This is a genomic window from Pseudocitrobacter sp. 73 (assembly GCF_008369545.1).
Taxonomy (GTDB): domain Bacteria; phylum Pseudomonadota; class Gammaproteobacteria; order Enterobacterales; family Enterobacteriaceae; genus Pseudocitrobacter; species Pseudocitrobacter vendiensis.
This window is the reverse complement of sequence record NZ_VTZO01000015.1, coordinates 141,936-155,906: the sequence shown is the minus strand read 5'-3', so window position 1 is coordinate 155,906 and position 13,971 is coordinate 141,936. Positions and strand designations below refer to the sequence as shown.

At 51.8% G+C, this 13,971-nt stretch carries 16 protein-coding genes; 2 read left to right on the top strand and 14 right to left on the bottom strand.

Going from position 1 to position 13,971, the window contains the following annotated elements; translation table 11 throughout:
- The first annotated feature begins 33 nt into the window (after window positions 1-33).
- Entirely contained in the window at window positions 34-678 is a 645-nt protein-coding gene (locus F0Q32_RS16740; RefSeq protein ID WP_149463974.1) for an NAD(P)H-binding protein, read from the top strand.
- A gap of 98 nt (window positions 679-776) precedes the next feature.
- On the opposite strand, the gene dolP is transcribed toward F0Q32_RS16740, so the two are convergent.
- From dolP to F0Q32_RS16715, 4 genes are read right to left on the bottom strand one after another with little or no spacing between them, the layout of a single operon-like run.
- A complete protein-coding gene (gene dolP / locus F0Q32_RS16730; protein WP_149463973.1) occupies window positions 777-1,352 on the bottom strand; it encodes a division/outer membrane stress-associated lipid-binding lipoprotein in 576 nt (191 codons plus the stop codon).
- 9 nt (window positions 1,353-1,361) lie between these two features.
- Entirely contained in the window at window positions 1,362-1,952 is a 591-nt protein-coding gene (gene diaA, locus F0Q32_RS16725; RefSeq protein WP_015962885.1) for a DnaA initiator-associating protein DiaA, read from the bottom strand.
- Between the two features lie 29 nt (window positions 1,953-1,981).
- Window positions 1,982-2,368, bottom strand: a complete 387-nt coding sequence (locus F0Q32_RS16720; RefSeq protein WP_149463972.1) for a YraN family protein — start codon at window positions 2,366-2,368, stop codon at window positions 1,982-1,984.
- On the bottom strand, window positions 2,326-4,407 hold the full coding sequence (locus tag F0Q32_RS16715; RefSeq protein ID WP_149463971.1) for a penicillin-binding protein activator: 2,082 nt from the start codon (window positions 4,405-4,407) through the stop codon (window positions 2,326-2,328). Before F0Q32_RS16715 ends, F0Q32_RS16720 begins: the two co-directional genes overlap by 43 nt.
- Before the next feature lie 63 nt (window positions 4,408-4,470).
- Here F0Q32_RS16715 and rsmI point away from each other — a divergent pair, with 63 nt between their 5' ends.
- Entirely contained in the window at window positions 4,471-5,334 is an 864-nt protein-coding gene (gene rsmI / locus F0Q32_RS16710; RefSeq protein WP_149463970.1) for a 16S rRNA (cytidine(1402)-2'-O)-methyltransferase, read from the top strand.
- Between the two features lie 52 nt (window positions 5,335-5,386).
- On the opposite strand, the gene F0Q32_RS16705 is transcribed toward rsmI, so the two are convergent.
- The 10 genes from F0Q32_RS16705 to agaW form a co-directional block, all read right to left on the bottom strand.
- Window positions 5,387-6,100 carry a galactosamine-6-phosphate isomerase gene (locus F0Q32_RS16705; protein ID WP_149463969.1) on the bottom strand — a complete coding sequence of 238 codons (714 nt, stop codon included), beginning with the start codon at window positions 6,098-6,100 and terminating at the stop codon, window positions 5,387-5,389.
- A gap of 11 nt (window positions 6,101-6,111) precedes the next feature.
- The gene (gene agaD, locus F0Q32_RS16700) at window positions 6,112-6,903 is read right to left on the bottom strand and encodes a PTS galactosamine transporter subunit IID (protein ID WP_149463968.1); all 792 of its coding nucleotides are present in this window, start codon (window positions 6,901-6,903) and stop codon (window positions 6,112-6,114) included.
- Window positions 6,893-7,690: a PTS galactosamine transporter subunit IIC gene (agaC, locus tag F0Q32_RS16695; RefSeq protein ID WP_149463967.1), complete on the bottom strand. Its 798-nt coding sequence runs from the start codon at window positions 7,688-7,690 to the stop codon at window positions 6,893-6,895. Before agaC ends, agaD begins: the two co-directional genes overlap by 11 nt.
- A 49-nt stretch (window positions 7,691-7,739) precedes the next feature.
- Window positions 7,740-8,216 (bottom strand): PTS galactosamine transporter subunit IIB, encoded by a 477-nt coding sequence (gene agaB, locus F0Q32_RS16690; RefSeq protein ID WP_149463966.1) that lies wholly within the window; start codon window positions 8,214-8,216, stop codon window positions 7,740-7,742.
- 200 nt (window positions 8,217-8,416) lie between these two features.
- On the bottom strand, window positions 8,417-9,289 hold the full coding sequence (gene kbaY, locus F0Q32_RS16685; protein ID WP_149463965.1) for a tagatose-bisphosphate aldolase subunit KbaY: 873 nt from the start codon (window positions 9,287-9,289) through the stop codon (window positions 8,417-8,419).
- Between the two features lie 12 nt (window positions 9,290-9,301).
- A complete protein-coding gene (locus F0Q32_RS16680; protein ID WP_149463964.1) occupies window positions 9,302-10,456 on the bottom strand; it encodes an SIS domain-containing protein in 1,155 nt (384 codons plus the stop codon).
- A gap of 279 nt (window positions 10,457-10,735) precedes the next feature.
- Window positions 10,736-11,866 carry an N-acetylglucosamine-6-phosphate deacetylase gene (nagA, locus tag F0Q32_RS16675; RefSeq protein ID WP_149463963.1) on the bottom strand — a complete coding sequence of 377 codons (1,131 nt, stop codon included), beginning with the start codon at window positions 11,864-11,866 and terminating at the stop codon, window positions 10,736-10,738.
- Window positions 11,863-12,297, bottom strand: a complete 435-nt coding sequence (gene agaF, locus F0Q32_RS16670; RefSeq protein WP_149463962.1) for a PTS galactosamine/N-acetylgalactosamine transporter subunit IIA — start codon at window positions 12,295-12,297, stop codon at window positions 11,863-11,865. The genes nagA and agaF overlap by 4 nt, the downstream gene beginning before the upstream one ends.
- A gap of 15 nt (window positions 12,298-12,312) precedes the next feature.
- The gene (gene agaE / locus F0Q32_RS16665) at window positions 12,313-13,191 is read right to left on the bottom strand and encodes a PTS N-acetylgalactosamine transporter subunit IID (RefSeq protein WP_149463961.1); all 879 of its coding nucleotides are present in this window, start codon (window positions 13,189-13,191) and stop codon (window positions 12,313-12,315) included.
- Window positions 13,181-13,960 carry a PTS N-acetylgalactosamine transporter subunit IIC gene (agaW, locus tag F0Q32_RS16660; protein ID WP_149463960.1) on the bottom strand — a complete coding sequence of 260 codons (780 nt, stop codon included), beginning with the start codon at window positions 13,958-13,960 and terminating at the stop codon, window positions 13,181-13,183. Before agaW ends, agaE begins: the two co-directional genes overlap by 11 nt.
- Window positions 13,961-13,971 lie beyond the last annotated feature (11 nt).

Here is a 13,971-nt window from a genome sequence, read left to right as displayed (position 1 = left end):
TACAAGGGTGAAAAATCCGTAAAGGGGATATGAATGAGTCAGGTATTGATAACCGGCGCGACCGGGTTAGTTGGTGGGCACTTACTGCATCTTCTGCTTCAGGAACCGCGTATTTACTCGATTGCTGCCCCGACGCGCCGACCGCTTGAAGGATTTCCCGAAGTCTTTAACCCGCACGATCCGCAGTTAAGCGACGCGCTCGCGCAGGTCAGGACGCCCATTGATATCGTGTTCTGTTGCCTGGGGTCGACGATGCGTGAGGCGGGCTCAAAAGAGGCGTTCATCCAGTCGGATTACACGCTGGTGGTCGATACGGCGCTGACGGGTTTACGACTGGGGGCGAAGCATATGCTGGTGGTGAGCGCGATGGGCGCCAATGCGCATTCACCCTTTTTCTATAACCGCGTCAAAGGTGAGATGGAAGATGCGCTGATCGCGCAGCAGTGGCCACGACTGACCATTGCCCGGCCCTCCATGCTGGTCGGGGAACGCCATAAAAAACGCCTCAACGAGTCGCTGCTGGCCCCGCTGTTTGGTTTCCTGCCGGGGAACTGGAAGTCGATCAAGGCGCGCGATGTGGCGCAGGCCATGCTGACAGAAGCGTTATCACCGGAGCGGGAACCCGTCACCGTTTTGAAGTCAGGGGAGTTGCGCGACATCGCGCGGCGAGCAGTGTAGGCCGGATAAAGCGTTTATGTCGCCATCCGGCAATTGCGCTACACGGTGCCTGATGGCGCTACGCTTATCAGGCCTGCGATTGACGCAGGCCTTTGCCGTTACTGAATATAGGTAAACGCCGTGGTAACGCGTTTCACACCGCTAACGCGGCTGGCGATATCCGCAGCGGCTTTGCCTTCACGATCCGTTACCAGCCCCATCAGGAACACTTCTCCGTTTTCCGTTGTGACCTTCACGTTCGACGATTTAACCTGATCAGTCGTCAGCAACTGGGAGCGTACTTTCGTGGTTATCCAGGTATCCGTGGAGGCAGTCCCCAGGCTAATTGGCGCGCCCTGACGAATTTCGTTGAAGACTTCGGTTGCACCGTCAACGCCCATGGCTATCTGTTTGGCCTGAGAGGCCAGCGCGGTATTGGGTGCCTGACCGACCAGCAGCACTTTGCCCTGGTATGCTGTCACGTTGATGCGCGCTTCTTTCTTAATTTGTTCGTCTTTCGACAGCGCGGTGTTTACGCGTAGCTCCAGCGTGCCATCGTCAACCTGGGTTCCCACTGTACGTGGGTCGGTTGCCGCTTTCGTACCAACCGCAGCGCCGCCAACCACGGCAGCGGCGACGCATCCCTGAAGCAGCAGCGCGGAAATAAGGACTGCGACGGGCGAGAATGCCTTCATATGTACTCCTTAATCGTCCTGGTGTGGGAAAAGCGTGTTATCAATCAGATCGCATAAGCAATTCACCGTCAGCATGTGCATTTCCTGAATGCGCGCGCTGCGATGCGAAGGGATGCGAATTTCCACATCCTGCTGACCGAGCAAACCAGCCAGCTCACCACCGTCGTAGCCGGTTAACGCCACAATGGTCATATCGCGCGTCACGGCAGCTTCAACCGCTTTCACGATGTCGCGGCTGTTGCCTCGCGTTGAAATTGCCAGTAACACATCTCCGGCATGACCCAGCGCGCGAACCTGCTTGGCGTAAATCTCATCATGTAAGCGATCGTTTGCGATCGCCGTTAAGACCACGTTATCCGCATTAAGTGCAATCGCGGGTAAACCTGGGCGCTCTGTTTCGAAGCGATTGATCATACAGGCAGCAAAATGCTGTGCGTTGGCGGCGGAGGACCCGTTACCACAACAGAGAATTTTGTTGCCATTGAGCAGTGACTGCACAAGGGTCATAGCGGCTCGGGAGATAGCATCCGGGAGAGCTTCTGCCGCTGCAATTTGCGTTTGAATGCTTTCAGTGAAGCAAACTTTAATTCTTTCGAGCACGATTTCCCTTTAAATTCTTGATGTTGCTATTAGCTAAATGCGTTTTTAAGCCATTCGATCTCATTGCCCGTGAAGGCTACCACATCGAAACGGCAATCCACAGTATCAAAACTCCCATTGTGACGGGCGAGCCACAATTGAGCAGTGTGTAATAATTTATGTTGCTTGCTCCGGGTTACGCTGGCGGCAGCACCGCCATACGCACCGGAAGTACGGTAACGGACTTCCACAAAAACCGTTACCGTACCCTCGCGCATAATCAGGTCGATTTCGCCGCCGCGAGCGCGAAAGTTGGCGGCGATAAATGTTAACCCCTTATGTTCCAGCCAGCGACGCGCACGAAGCTCCGCCGCGTCGCCAGTCTGTTTCGTGGTTAGTTTGCTGAAACGACCTGCCCCTGTTGGTATTTGAGCCATGATAACTTCCTGTTAATCACGCAATCCTGAGTTGCCGTCAAATCGCCGGTGTTGCCGTTCAGCTCAAAGCCTGGCACCTGGCGCATTTGCGAGAAATGATTCGCCAGCGACCAGGCATCTGCGCCCATTGCATACAGGCGCGCCAGGGAATAGTCGTTATTCACCGCACGCAGTGCCTGCTGCATCAGAGACGGGTTGCTGCCCGCCAGCATTGGAATCTCACTGTACTGTAAGCCTTCCATCTCTAAACGGAAATCGGGCCCGGCGACGCCCTGCGCGCTACGCGAGCTGGCATACAACGTTGCGCCGCCCTGGCTGCCATTACGCATGGCGATCATCGGCTTGATGAACGCAATTTCCTGCGCTGTCGCCACGATGTACGCGGCATCCACTTTACCCCCGCTGCTGATTTGCGCGTCGCTCGGCGGTGCCGGAATGGTTAAATCGCCAATCGTTACGCTCTGCGGTTGATTCTGGCTGGTGGTGACCGGGCTGCCGGTCAGTGCAATACCGGAACCGCCGTTCACACCGCCGCGCAGCTCAGACAGGGAGCCAAATTTCTGCTGTAACACGGTACCGCCGCCCAATGATTGCCACTCTTCTGCGAAGGCGCGCGTTACGCGATCGCCCAGTGCGCTGCGTGGTACCAACAGTAGCGGAGCCTGTTTTCCCTGCTCGTGAATATGACGCGCGGCATCACGCGCTTCGTCTTCCGGAGAGAGCGCGAAGTAGCAAATGTTAGCACGGTTGGTGACTGACTCAGGCTGGTTAAGCGCCAGCACGTTCAGCGGCGTATTGCTCTTCAGCAGATCGTCGACATTGTTTTTCAACAGTGGGCCGACCACCAGCGTGACGCCATCCTGCTGAGCCTGCGTCAGAATCTGGCTCATAGGTTGCGTGGTGGTGTCATAAATTTTCAGCTCGGCGGACGGATTCGCAGCAACGGGCTGGGCCGCAGGCGTCGCAGGTGCGGTTGTGGCTGGCGCTTGCTCCTGTTGTTGTGGCGCAGTGGTAACAGACTGCACCGGTGCTTGTGCAGGCGCTGGGGCCTGTACTGGATGCGTCTGCGGTGTCGTCAGGTCAGTGACTTCAGCCTGAGACGGGCTCACCACGTTATTTGTCGATGCCGCCTGTGCAACCTGTTCCGGCACTGCGCTGCCGCTTACCGGAGAAATCCCGTTTTTCGCGGCTTCAAAACCTTGCTGAATGGCGCGACCAAACACCGCGGCCTGACCATTTAACGGCAGCAGCAGGGCTACCTTATTGGTTGATGCGGGTTTAAAGCTCTGCACGTTTACCAGTTGGGTCGGCAGCAGTTTTGCGCCTGGATTCTGTGGATAACGAGTTTGCCAGTCTTTGATTCCGGCTTTCATCATGTTGACATCGTTACGATTATCGAACCAGACACGTTGCAGATCGAGCCAACCTTGTAACACATTTTCATCGGCATTAATCACCAGCGCGTTAGCCTGTTCCTGCGTCATTGCGGAAAGCGCCTGCCAGGTGGCATCGATATTTTTCTGTTTTTCCGGTACGGCTTTCAACAGGGGTTCCTGCGCGATTAACGCGCGCAGCAACGCAAGGGTAGGCTTCCCTTGCTGCGAGGCGATGCCGTCGGCCCAGAAGCGGATCTGTTGATTGTTGCTCAGACCATTCGGGTCGATTTTCGCCAGCAGCGCTTCCGCGCCTTTGAAATCTTGCTGTGCCAGTTTGATCTCAACGGCCAGCAGGGACTGCTCCAGACGCTGCTCATCGTTAAGCTCTTTCGGTAACTGGCCGAACAGTTCCATTGCCTGCTGGCTCTTACCCTCTTTCAGCAGTGCACGAATGGCGAGTAATTGCCAGTTGGTCTTGCTATCATTCGCACTCTGCTGCATCTGCTGCAGGTAATAACCCGAGTCCGCTTGTGCGGTTCCCTCTAAATGGGATGCACTCTGGTCCTGTGTTTGCTGGGTGCCACAGCCGGCGAAAAGTAATGCCGCCATAACAACAGGCAGGCAGCGCGCGGCTTTAGAACGAAGAAATGTTGACGGTACCATATGTATCCAGTGATATTTTTTTGGCTCAATGCTCAATATTAAATCGGCAATACGGATGAAACAATGAAACAACACGAATCAGCTGAGAATTCTGAAGGTCAGCTCTATATTGTACCCACTCCTATCGGGAATCTGGCTGATATCACCCAACGTGCATTAAACGTATTACAAGCCGTTGATTTAATTGCCGCAGAGGACACGCGTCACACCGGTTTGCTGCTGCAACACTTTGCGATTAACGCCCGTTTGTTTGCGCTTCACGACCACAATGAGCAACAAAAAGCGGAAACGCTGGTGGCGAAGCTGAAAGAGGGGCAAAACATTGCGCTGGTGTCTGATGCCGGTACGCCGCTGATTAACGATCCTGGTTATCATCTGGTGCGTACCTGTCGTGAAGCGGGCATCCGCGTTGTCCCACTGCCGGGGCCGTGTGCCGCTATCGCCGCACTGAGCGCCGCCGGTCTGCCATCGGACCGTTTCTGCTATGAAGGCTTCCTGCCGGCCAAATCAAAAGGCCGTCGCGACGCGCTGAAAGCCATTGAAGAAGAGACGCGCACGCTGATTTTTTATGAATCAACACACCGTTTGTTAGATAGCCTGGAAGATATTGTCGCGGTATTGGGCGAATCTCGCTATGTGGTTCTGGCCCGTGAACTCACCAAAACCTGGGAATCTATTCACGGCGCGCCGGTAGGTGAACTGCTGGCGTGGGTGAAAGAAGACGAAAACCGTCGCAAAGGCGAAATGGTGCTAATTGTCGAAGGGCATAAAGCGCAGGAAGATGATTTACCCGCCGATGCACTGCGCACGCTGGCGCTGTTACAGGCAGAACTGCCACTGAAAAAAGCGGCAGCCCTGGCCGCGGAAATTCACGGCGTGAAGAAGAATGCGCTGTATAAGTATGCGCTGGAGCAGCAAGGGGATTGAGATAAATTGACCAGGTTGCGGCTCCCGATTAAGCCGCAACCCGACAGGCGTTCTATCTCGCGATTGACCCATCAACCAGACACGTCAACTTCTCGTGCAACCACAGCAATGAGGCTGGTGTTAGCGTACTTATCCTTTTTGACATAAACCGTTCCACAGCATCCTGTTTTCCCTCTCCTGCAATCAGCATAAGAACTTCTCTGGCACTCATGATTTCTTTCAGCCCTAACGTAATACCGAATTCAACGGGAAGACCTGCTTGTTGCAGCATGTCATGACCCCGCGTTTTATCATCAAGCTTGCTGATGTGGCAGAACGGTTCGAGAGTCGGTGAGGGTTCATTCAGACCCAGGTGACCATTTTTACCCAGACCCAGAACGCAGAGATCCAGCCCGCCGCGTTGGGCAATTTGATGCGTCACACGCAGGCACTCTGTTTCATCAATCCCTTCGGATCGGAAGCCGATTAGCTGGTCTGCTCGTAACGCCAGCGGTTGTATAACGTGTTGTTGCAGGAAATGCTCACAGGTTCCTGGTGTCTCTAAGGGTAAGCCCACCCACTCATCCAGTTTTACAAAGGTCACTTTGCTGATATCTATCTTGCGCTGGTGGATTTTCTCTACCAGATACTGATAAGTAAGCAACGGTGTCGCGCCGGTAGCAAGGCAAATGACAGCGTCCGGTTTGTTTTCAATGCAGGCAAGCAACAGATCGCTGGCTTGTTGGCTCAAAACGTCATAGTGACGACAGACATTAATTTTCTGCATGATGATAGGTCCTAAAGAATGCCCAGTGCTGAGGCGAGGATTGCCAGTACGAACGTCACGCCAATCAGTAATACCGGGTGTGATTTTTTCACCCGCAGGAAGTAGTACATCAGTAGCGTATAGCCCAGAGGCAGAATATTCGGGAAGACTTTGTCGAAGAAGTCCTGCTGGAGCGCAACTTTATGAGTGGCATCAATAGCGAACGTGGTGATCACGTTGATGTGCACGTAAGAGGCAATCAAACCCCCGATGACGGTGATCCCAAGGATCGTCGCGGAACGGGCAATCATTTGGGAGTTCTCACGCACTTTGTCGATCGCTTTGACGCCCAGCGTATAACCAATATGCGTCCAGCCGACGCGCAGGAAGAATACGCCCAGATAGACGGCGAAAAAGAGTATTGGCCCGAGCAGGTTCCCCTGACTGGCAAAAGATGAACAGATCCCGGCCATAATCGGTAACAATGTAAACCAGAAAATAGCGTCGCCAATCCCGGCAATGGGTCCAAACAATGCAACCTTTAACCCCTTGATAGTGCTGCGATCTTCTTTATTTTCCTCCATGGAAATTAACAGGCCCATCAGGAAGCCCACCAGGTTAGGGTGAGTATTAATAAACTCGAGGTTATCCTTCATTGCCGCGCTCAGCCCGGCTTTGTTGTCCTTATAGATTTTCTTTAGCAGCGGTAACATTGCCCAGGTAAATCCGCCGGCCTGCATACGTTCATAGTTAAAGCTGGCCTGAAGCAAAGAGGAGCGAAACCCTAAGCGGGTAATATCTTTTTTGCTAATTTCAGATCCCATTGCTGTAGTCCTCTGTTGATTCATTTTTCTGCACGACCTGCGTCGCAGCTTTGGTTTTTGCGTTGAAGAATTCCCAGATAGCAAAGCCTGCACCAAGCACGGCAACCGGCAGTAAGTTATTGACTGGGATAAAACAGACAAACAGGAACCCGGCTATCAGGTAAGGCGTGAACTGCACCTTAAACATCACGCGTAACAGCAGGCCGAAACCGACAGCAGGCAGGATGCCGCCAGCGACTTCAAATCCATGTGTTAACCAGCCTGGCATGGCCTTAACCAGTGATTGCATCGCCCCCTGCGCCAGATAAGTACACAGAAAAGCGAGCAGGGCATATGAGCTGGCGACAATCAGCATGGTCGTCCAGTTAAGCCTTGAAAAAGCCCCTGTGTTTGCTTCCTCTGCACAGCGGTCAGCTTTAGCCATAAACAGCGAGAAGGCTGAGTAGAAAAAGAGAATAATGTATTGCATCAGCAGGCTGAAAGGGAGACCGAGGCCAATCGCCGTTTTGGCATCAACGCCAGTGGAGTAAGCAATAACGGTGGTCATCAATCCGGCCATAATGGGGTTCGGAGGTTGAACGCCGCCCGCAGGTGTAAGACCTGCAAAGGCCAGTTCGGTTAATCCACCCGTGATAAGCCCCGTTTGAATATCTCCCAGAATTGCACCCGTTAACGTACAAACGATAATGGGGCGAAAAAGGAAAAGTGCTTCCAGCCAAAAATCAATTCCAAGGAAGAACACTAACGCGGCAAGGGATATCCCTTGCATTAATGTAATGTCATGCATATTAATGCCTCATTAATCAGTAATGTCGGGTTGAATATCTGGAGACCATCTACTCAGGTATGCTTTCTTTCTGATCTCCAGGGACGTCCTGAATAAAAACATTAATGTTCTTGTTCTTAATAAATTGTAAGTCTTCTAAATCTTGATCATTGATATAAACTTTATTGCTGATCTGGCGTTTACCCTCAGAGAAATGCATATTCCCTACATTCACCTCTTTAAGTGGTACACCACCTTCAACGAGTTTACGGACCGTTGCAGGCGTGCGGCAGATGAGGAATATTTTTTGATGGGGCGCAGCCTTACCAATGACGTTAATGGTTTTTTCTATAGAGAAAAATCGAATACCGAAACCATAGGTGTCTGCGGTCATGCCCATAAGCTTTTGCTGAATGTCATCACCCGCCACCTCATCATCAACAACGACTAACAGATTCGCTCCGATGGTTGATGTCCAGGTCACACCGACCTGACCATGAACTAAACGGTTATCGATACGAGTTAATAAAATATTTGGGGAGCTCATATTATGTTTTCCTGTCATAGAAATTTATTGTATTATAAGGGTGGTGAATACTTATTTGTGTCATTCATAAACTGAGTGTTTTTAATTACGTATTACTACGTAATTATTTCAAAAATAGCGTTATCCAGTTAATGCCAGATAACGCTATTTTCATGCTTTAATGCAATGTCATTTTTTTAAATAGAGAGTTAAGCCAGGGTTTAACTTATTGACTCAGCGAGTAGTTTTTGTGCTGAACCACAGACGGCAATTTTGTTTCTAACGATTTCTTTCATTGCATCCATCCCCACGCGCATATAATAGCGCGGGTCATTACCATCAGGATTTTCGCTAAACCAGTTTTTAACTGCCGCGGCAAAAGCAATTTTCAATTCTGTCGCAACATTAACTTTGCAAATACCTAACTCAATGGCGCGTCTGACATACTCGTCTGGCACATCACTCGCACCATGGAGAACCAGCGGAATATCAACCACTTCACGAATTTCGGCTAGTCGGGAAAAGTCAATTTTTGGGCGCTGTTTATATAAACCATGGGCTGTTCCGATCGCAACGGCCAGGCTATCTACCCCGGTCAGTTCCACAAATTGACGGGCCTCTTGCGGGTCGGTAAGAAAAGCGCTTTCTGCATCGACGCTCATGTCATCTTCGACGCCACCCAGGCGACCTAGCTCGGCTTCAACGCTGCAATCGTGGCGATGGCAGAAATCGACGACCGATTTCACCAAACGGACATTCTCTTCAAACGGATAGTGGCTGCCATCGATCATTGCGCTGCGTACGCCTGCGTCGACTTTACAGCGGATATCATCCAGTTTTTCATGATGATCGAGATGGAGAGCGAGGGGGATATCGTAGCTTGCTGAGTAGGCTTCACACAGCGCGTAAATCTCTTCAAAAGCGATGTGTTTGAAGGTACCCGGCGTTCCGGCCAGGATAACCGGCGATCGAAGTTCACTACATACTTCCAGGATCGCCTGAATAGTTTCGGCGTTATGAATATTGAATGCGGGAACGGCATAACCTTTTTCCTGGGCATCCTGAAGCAGGTATTTCGTCGAGATAATTGCCATTTGTCAGACCTCTCATGCGTTCCAGGGATGAATAGTGACGCCCTGAACGACACGGTTTACGGTTCCGTTAGCCGAAGGGGAGTCGGGGGTAATTCCGGCTTTTAGCGATTCCGAAAGGGCAAAAATTTGTGCGTAGATCAGGAAACAAAAGGCCTGTTCAACATCATGAAAATGGCGAGCGGGAGGTAGGTAGAAATGTGGGCCCGCGTCGATCGCAGGATGCTTCTCAGCAGAGATCGCGATGACGCGCATTGCTTGCTTGTCATTACGCAATTCGGTCAGAAGATCCAGATCGTACTGACGGGTGTACGGATGGCTTGAAATCATCACAACCACCAGCGTTTCCCCGTCGACCAATGATTTTGGTCCATGGCGAAAACCCGTAGGGGAATCGTAGAAGGCCGCCAACTTGCCCGCGGTAAGCTCGAGAACCTTCAGCGCAGATTCGCGTGCTACGCCTTGTAATCCGCCACTGCCAAGGTAGACGATGCGTTTAAAAGGAAGATCGCCGAAGGGATGGGAATGGAATTCGCCCAGAGATTCAATAATCTGCTGGCAGCGTTCAGAGACTGCGCTGAAGCTTGCAAGGTTAATGACTTCCGGGGCGAAAACGGCGAGGCAACTTACCATCATTGTGGTGATGCTGCTGGTCATGGCAAAGCCACGATCGTGCGTTTCAGCGGGCATCAACAGCGCGTATGCCCGAGGATTATTATGAGCATCCTGGTAAAGTGCGCCAGCATCATTACAGGTGATCATCAAATGGTAGCTGTTATCGATCATTTGATTGGCCAACTCAACGGCTGCCACGCTTTCCGGGCTGTTGCCGGATCGCGCAAAGGAGACCAGCAGCGTTGTGCGATCTTTACTGAAATGATCCATCGGATTACTCACGATATCAGTGGTCGGCACGGCAACGATATCAAGCTGAGTATGTCGGGCCAGCCAGGGCGCGATAATATCGCCAATAAAGGCTGAGGTTCCGGCTCCTGTGAGAATAATTTTGACGTTCCCGGCCTTCAGAACAGGTTTCAGGAACGCATCTATCTCACACCGTTGGTTATCAAGATTTTTGAGCGCCTTCAGCCAGGTCTCTGGTTGTTGGCGAATCTCTTCCTCCGTCCAGGTGGGTGCCGCCGTTGCATTGATATCCAGTGTTTCACTCATCACATCATCCTTAGCAGTAGCCATTCAGGAAATTACAGTGAGGGAATTGACCTTTCATTTCATTTCACTGCTTCTTTCGTTTCTTTTCCTAAAATCTATAGAAAAGAAAATGAAAGGTCAATCTGATAAAAGGAAATAAAACGAAATTTGTGAGATGTGAAAGGTGTTTTGTTTAACGTGATGAATTATAAGGTTTTATTTGTTTATCAAGATAAGGAAGTGAAAGAATCTGACTTACTGAGAGACTCAGTAAGTCAGTTGGAAACATAACGAAAGGTTTTAAATAGCGACGATGCCATTCACCCAGGTTTTCTGTACCTGTAAATGGCTATCCAGAGCGATAAGATTCGCGCGTTTTCCGACGTCGATGGTGCCCAATTCGCTATCCATACCCAGCAGTTTGGCAGGGTGCAACGATGCCATTTTGATCGCCTCTTCTGAACTGATGTCGCAGAACTGCACCATATTGCGAACCGCGGCATCCAGTGACAGCGTACTGCCAGCCAGTCCACCTTCCGCAGTGCGTACCACGCCTTGTTTCATGTCGACAGCACAACCGCAGATATCGTAACGCCCGTCCGGCATACCCGCGGCACGCATGGCATCGGTAATGAGAATAATGCGCTGGCGAGCGCATGTGCAACTCAACGCGAGTACCGAGGGATGAACATGATGACCATCAGCAATAAGCTCCAGCCAGGCATGGTCATCCGTAAGGCCCGCCCCCACCATACCGGGTTCACGATGATGTAATCCCGTCATGCCATTGAAACAATGCACCAGACCGTCAGCGCCAACATCGAAGGCTTTCTGTGTTTGTTCCCATGTCGCATCGCTATGGCCAAGCATGACAAGAACACCTTGTTGTTTAAGGTACGTAATGGCTTCCAGTGCTCCGGGTTTCTCTGGTGCAAGCGCGACGATGCGTAAGGTCCGTTGTGAAACAGTGATTAAGCGGTCAAGTTCGTTGAGATCTAATTCCTGAAACAATGCTGCTGGATGCGCACCACGGTTCTTCGGCGTGAAAAAAGGCCCTTCCAGATAACTCCCCAGAACCGTTGCACCGGGCCCGCCAGACTGGCAACGTTTAGCAATGCGAGCCAGAGCGTGATGTATCTCAGCCATTGGAGCGGTGACCGTTGTGGGCAGCCAGGCGCCAACCCCTTGTTGTGCTTTGAAAATGGCTAATCTATCAAGCGCGTCAGGATCGCAATCCATCACATCTACGCCATCGCCGCCATGAACATGCAGATCGATATAGGCTGGGCAGAGTAACTCAGCTTCACGGAAAGGAATCCCAATCGGTACAGGTTCGATGGCGGTAATCATTCCGTCTTCAATGCGAAGCAACTTGTCGTGACACCAGCCTTGCCCGGTCAATACATGCCGGGCACGGATGATTTGCGTCATATTCCTTCCTCAACGGGTTCGCTTTCGCGATTGCGGACAAGCTCATCGGCCAGACTGGTCAAACCGCGGTGACCGCACTCGAGAGCCTGCTGGCGAAAATCTGTGCAGCTCAGATCATCGCGTTCCATCGCCATTTCTAACAATAATTGCAGGTTGGTGCCGGTGATAACTTCGCAATCAGGGCGTGGCATCGCAAGCGTTGAAGCCACGCGGAAAGGCGTACCGCCCAACAGGTCTGTGAGAAAAATGATGCCTTCGGTTTCCGGTAATGTTTGTATTGCCTCTTCAAGCTGTGCGGTGAGAATCGCAGTGGAGGACGTTTCCGGGAAATCGATGGCAACAAACTGCTCCTGCTCACCAAGAATCTGTAACATCGCCTTTTCCATTCCGCTGGCGAACCCGCCGTGTCCTGTCAAAATAATGCTTAACATTGTGTCTCCTTATGCTCAAAGGAAGTGGGCAAATTTGCCGACGATCCCTAATACGACGGTGATACCAATAAGGCGCAATGGGCTCCAGCCGCGACGAACCAGTCCGTACATCGCCAGGGTGTAGACCAGGGGTAAAAAAGCAGGCATCAACTTATCAATGACATCCGCCTGAAGTTTAACGACCGCGTCGCCTGCGGTAATTTCGAGCGTTGTCGCCAGACGCACATAGGTTGCCACTAGCGCACCAATGACCGTCATGCCCACAATCGACGCCGCATGCCCCACTTTACGTGTATTGGCTTTTATAAGCGGAATTGCCGCGACACCCATCCTGTAAGCGTAATGCGCCAGGCCGAAGCGCAAACCTAAATGCACGACGTTAAACAGAACAATAAAAATAACCGCGCCGAGGATTGATCCCTGAAGCGCCAGGCTTGCGCCAATCCCGCCACAAATGGGTAACAACGTAAGCCAGAACATGGCGTCGCCAATCCCCCCCAGCGGTGCGCCGACGGCTATCTTGGTACTTTGAATGCTATTGACGTCCTGCTTAGAACGTTCCATTGCCAGAATGATGCCGATGACAAAGGTCACTAAAAAAGGATGGGTATTAAAAAATCCCATATGTCCTGTCATTGCCCGCGCGAGGTCGCGCTTATTTGTATGGATTTTTTTTAGCGCGGGGAGCAGACCATACAGCCAGCCAGATGCCTGCATACGCTCGTAGTTAAACGAGGCTTGTAAAAGCATTGAGCGCCATGCCACACGATTAATATCCTGCCGCGTCAGGTCAGCCCCCATTGACTGATCGTCATAAACATTTTCATTGACGCCGGTCAGCAGGGTTTCCTCTTTATCAGCAACCGGGGTCAGCGTGGTGTGATTAGATGCCATCTTCAAATTCCTCCTGCTGTGACGGTGCAGTTTTGGGTTCGGGATCTTTACGAACGAAATCGATGAGAGCCATTGCCAGCGCGGCGGCGGCAATGGCCAATACCGGTAGCTTCAGCCAGGCCGCTGCGACAAAACCGAGGATGAAGTAGGGAATGTAGACATTCTTCATCATAATTTTTAGCAGAACCGCGAAGCCGATAGCCGGCATGATGCCGCCTGCCACGCCGAGACCATCAATCAGGCGGGTCGGCAGAACATCAATAGCGGTTTTGGCGTGTTCAGCGCCGAAATAGATTGGCAGGAACGCACACAAAAAGTAGAACGTCCCCAGAGCCAGAAGTGCCAGATAGTTGACGCGTTCAATACCACGGGTATCCGCGTTAGCGGCCATATTGTCACAACGTGCCATGACCCCTGACATAACAGAGAACAGGAACGTAATGCCCATTTGCACGGCGACGGCAAAAGGGACGGCGACGCCGACAGCAACCTCAGGTTTTACCCCTGTTGTAATCGCAAACGTGGTGCCCACGATGGTGCCAATGATCACATTTGGCGGCTGTGCCCCTGCCAGAGGCGCCAGACCCATCCAGACCAGTTCCAGCGTACCGCCGGTCAGAATCCCCGTGTGCAAATCGCCCAGAATGAGTCCTACCAGCGGCCCGAGAACGACCGGGCGATGCATGTGAGTCAGGCCATTGAACATATCCAGACCGGCAATAAAGGCCAGTATTCCGAGTGCGGCAGCCTGTAATAAACTGATTTCCATGACACTCTCCT

Coding starts and splice junctions, on each gene's coding strand:
- F0Q32_RS16715 (WP_149463971.1), bottom strand. CDS start 4,407: ATGGTACCGTCAACATTTCTTCGTTCTAAAGCCGCGCGCTGCCTGCCT.
- nagA (WP_149463963.1), bottom strand. CDS start 11,866: ATGACGCAAATCATCCGTGCCCGGCATGTATTGACCGGGCAAGGCTGG.
- rsmI (WP_149463970.1), top strand. CDS start 4,471: ATGAAACAACACGAATCAGCTGAGAATTCTGAAGGTCAGCTCTATATT.
- F0Q32_RS16720 (WP_149463972.1), bottom strand. CDS start 2,368: ATGGCTCAAATACCAACAGGGGCAGGTCGTTTCAGCAAACTAACCACG.
- dolP (WP_149463973.1), bottom strand. CDS start 1,352: ATGAAGGCATTCTCGCCCGTCGCAGTCCTTATTTCCGCGCTGCTGCTT.
- agaW (WP_149463960.1), bottom strand. CDS start 13,960: ATGGAAATCAGTTTATTACAGGCTGCCGCACTCGGAATACTGGCCTTT.
- F0Q32_RS16680 (WP_149463964.1), bottom strand. CDS start 10,456: ATGAGTGAAACACTGGATATCAATGCAACGGCGGCACCCACCTGGACG.
- F0Q32_RS16740 (WP_149463974.1), top strand. CDS start 34: ATGAGTCAGGTATTGATAACCGGCGCGACCGGGTTAGTTGGTGGGCAC.
- agaE (WP_149463961.1), bottom strand. CDS start 13,191: ATGGCATCTAATCACACCACGCTGACCCCGGTTGCTGATAAAGAGGAA.
- kbaY (WP_149463965.1), bottom strand. CDS start 9,289: ATGGCAATTATCTCGACGAAATACCTGCTTCAGGATGCCCAGGAAAAA.
- agaC (WP_149463967.1), bottom strand. CDS start 7,690: ATGCATGACATTACATTAATGCAAGGGATATCCCTTGCCGCGTTAGTG.
- agaF (WP_149463962.1), bottom strand. CDS start 12,297: ATGTTAAGCATTATTTTGACAGGACACGGCGGGTTCGCCAGCGGAATG.
- agaD (WP_149463968.1), bottom strand. CDS start 6,903: ATGGGATCTGAAATTAGCAAAAAAGATATTACCCGCTTAGGGTTTCGC.
- F0Q32_RS16705 (WP_149463969.1), bottom strand. CDS start 6,100: ATGCAGAAAATTAATGTCTGTCGTCACTATGACGTTTTGAGCCAACAA.
- agaB (WP_149463966.1), bottom strand. CDS start 8,216: ATGAGCTCCCCAAATATTTTATTAACTCGTATCGATAACCGTTTAGTT.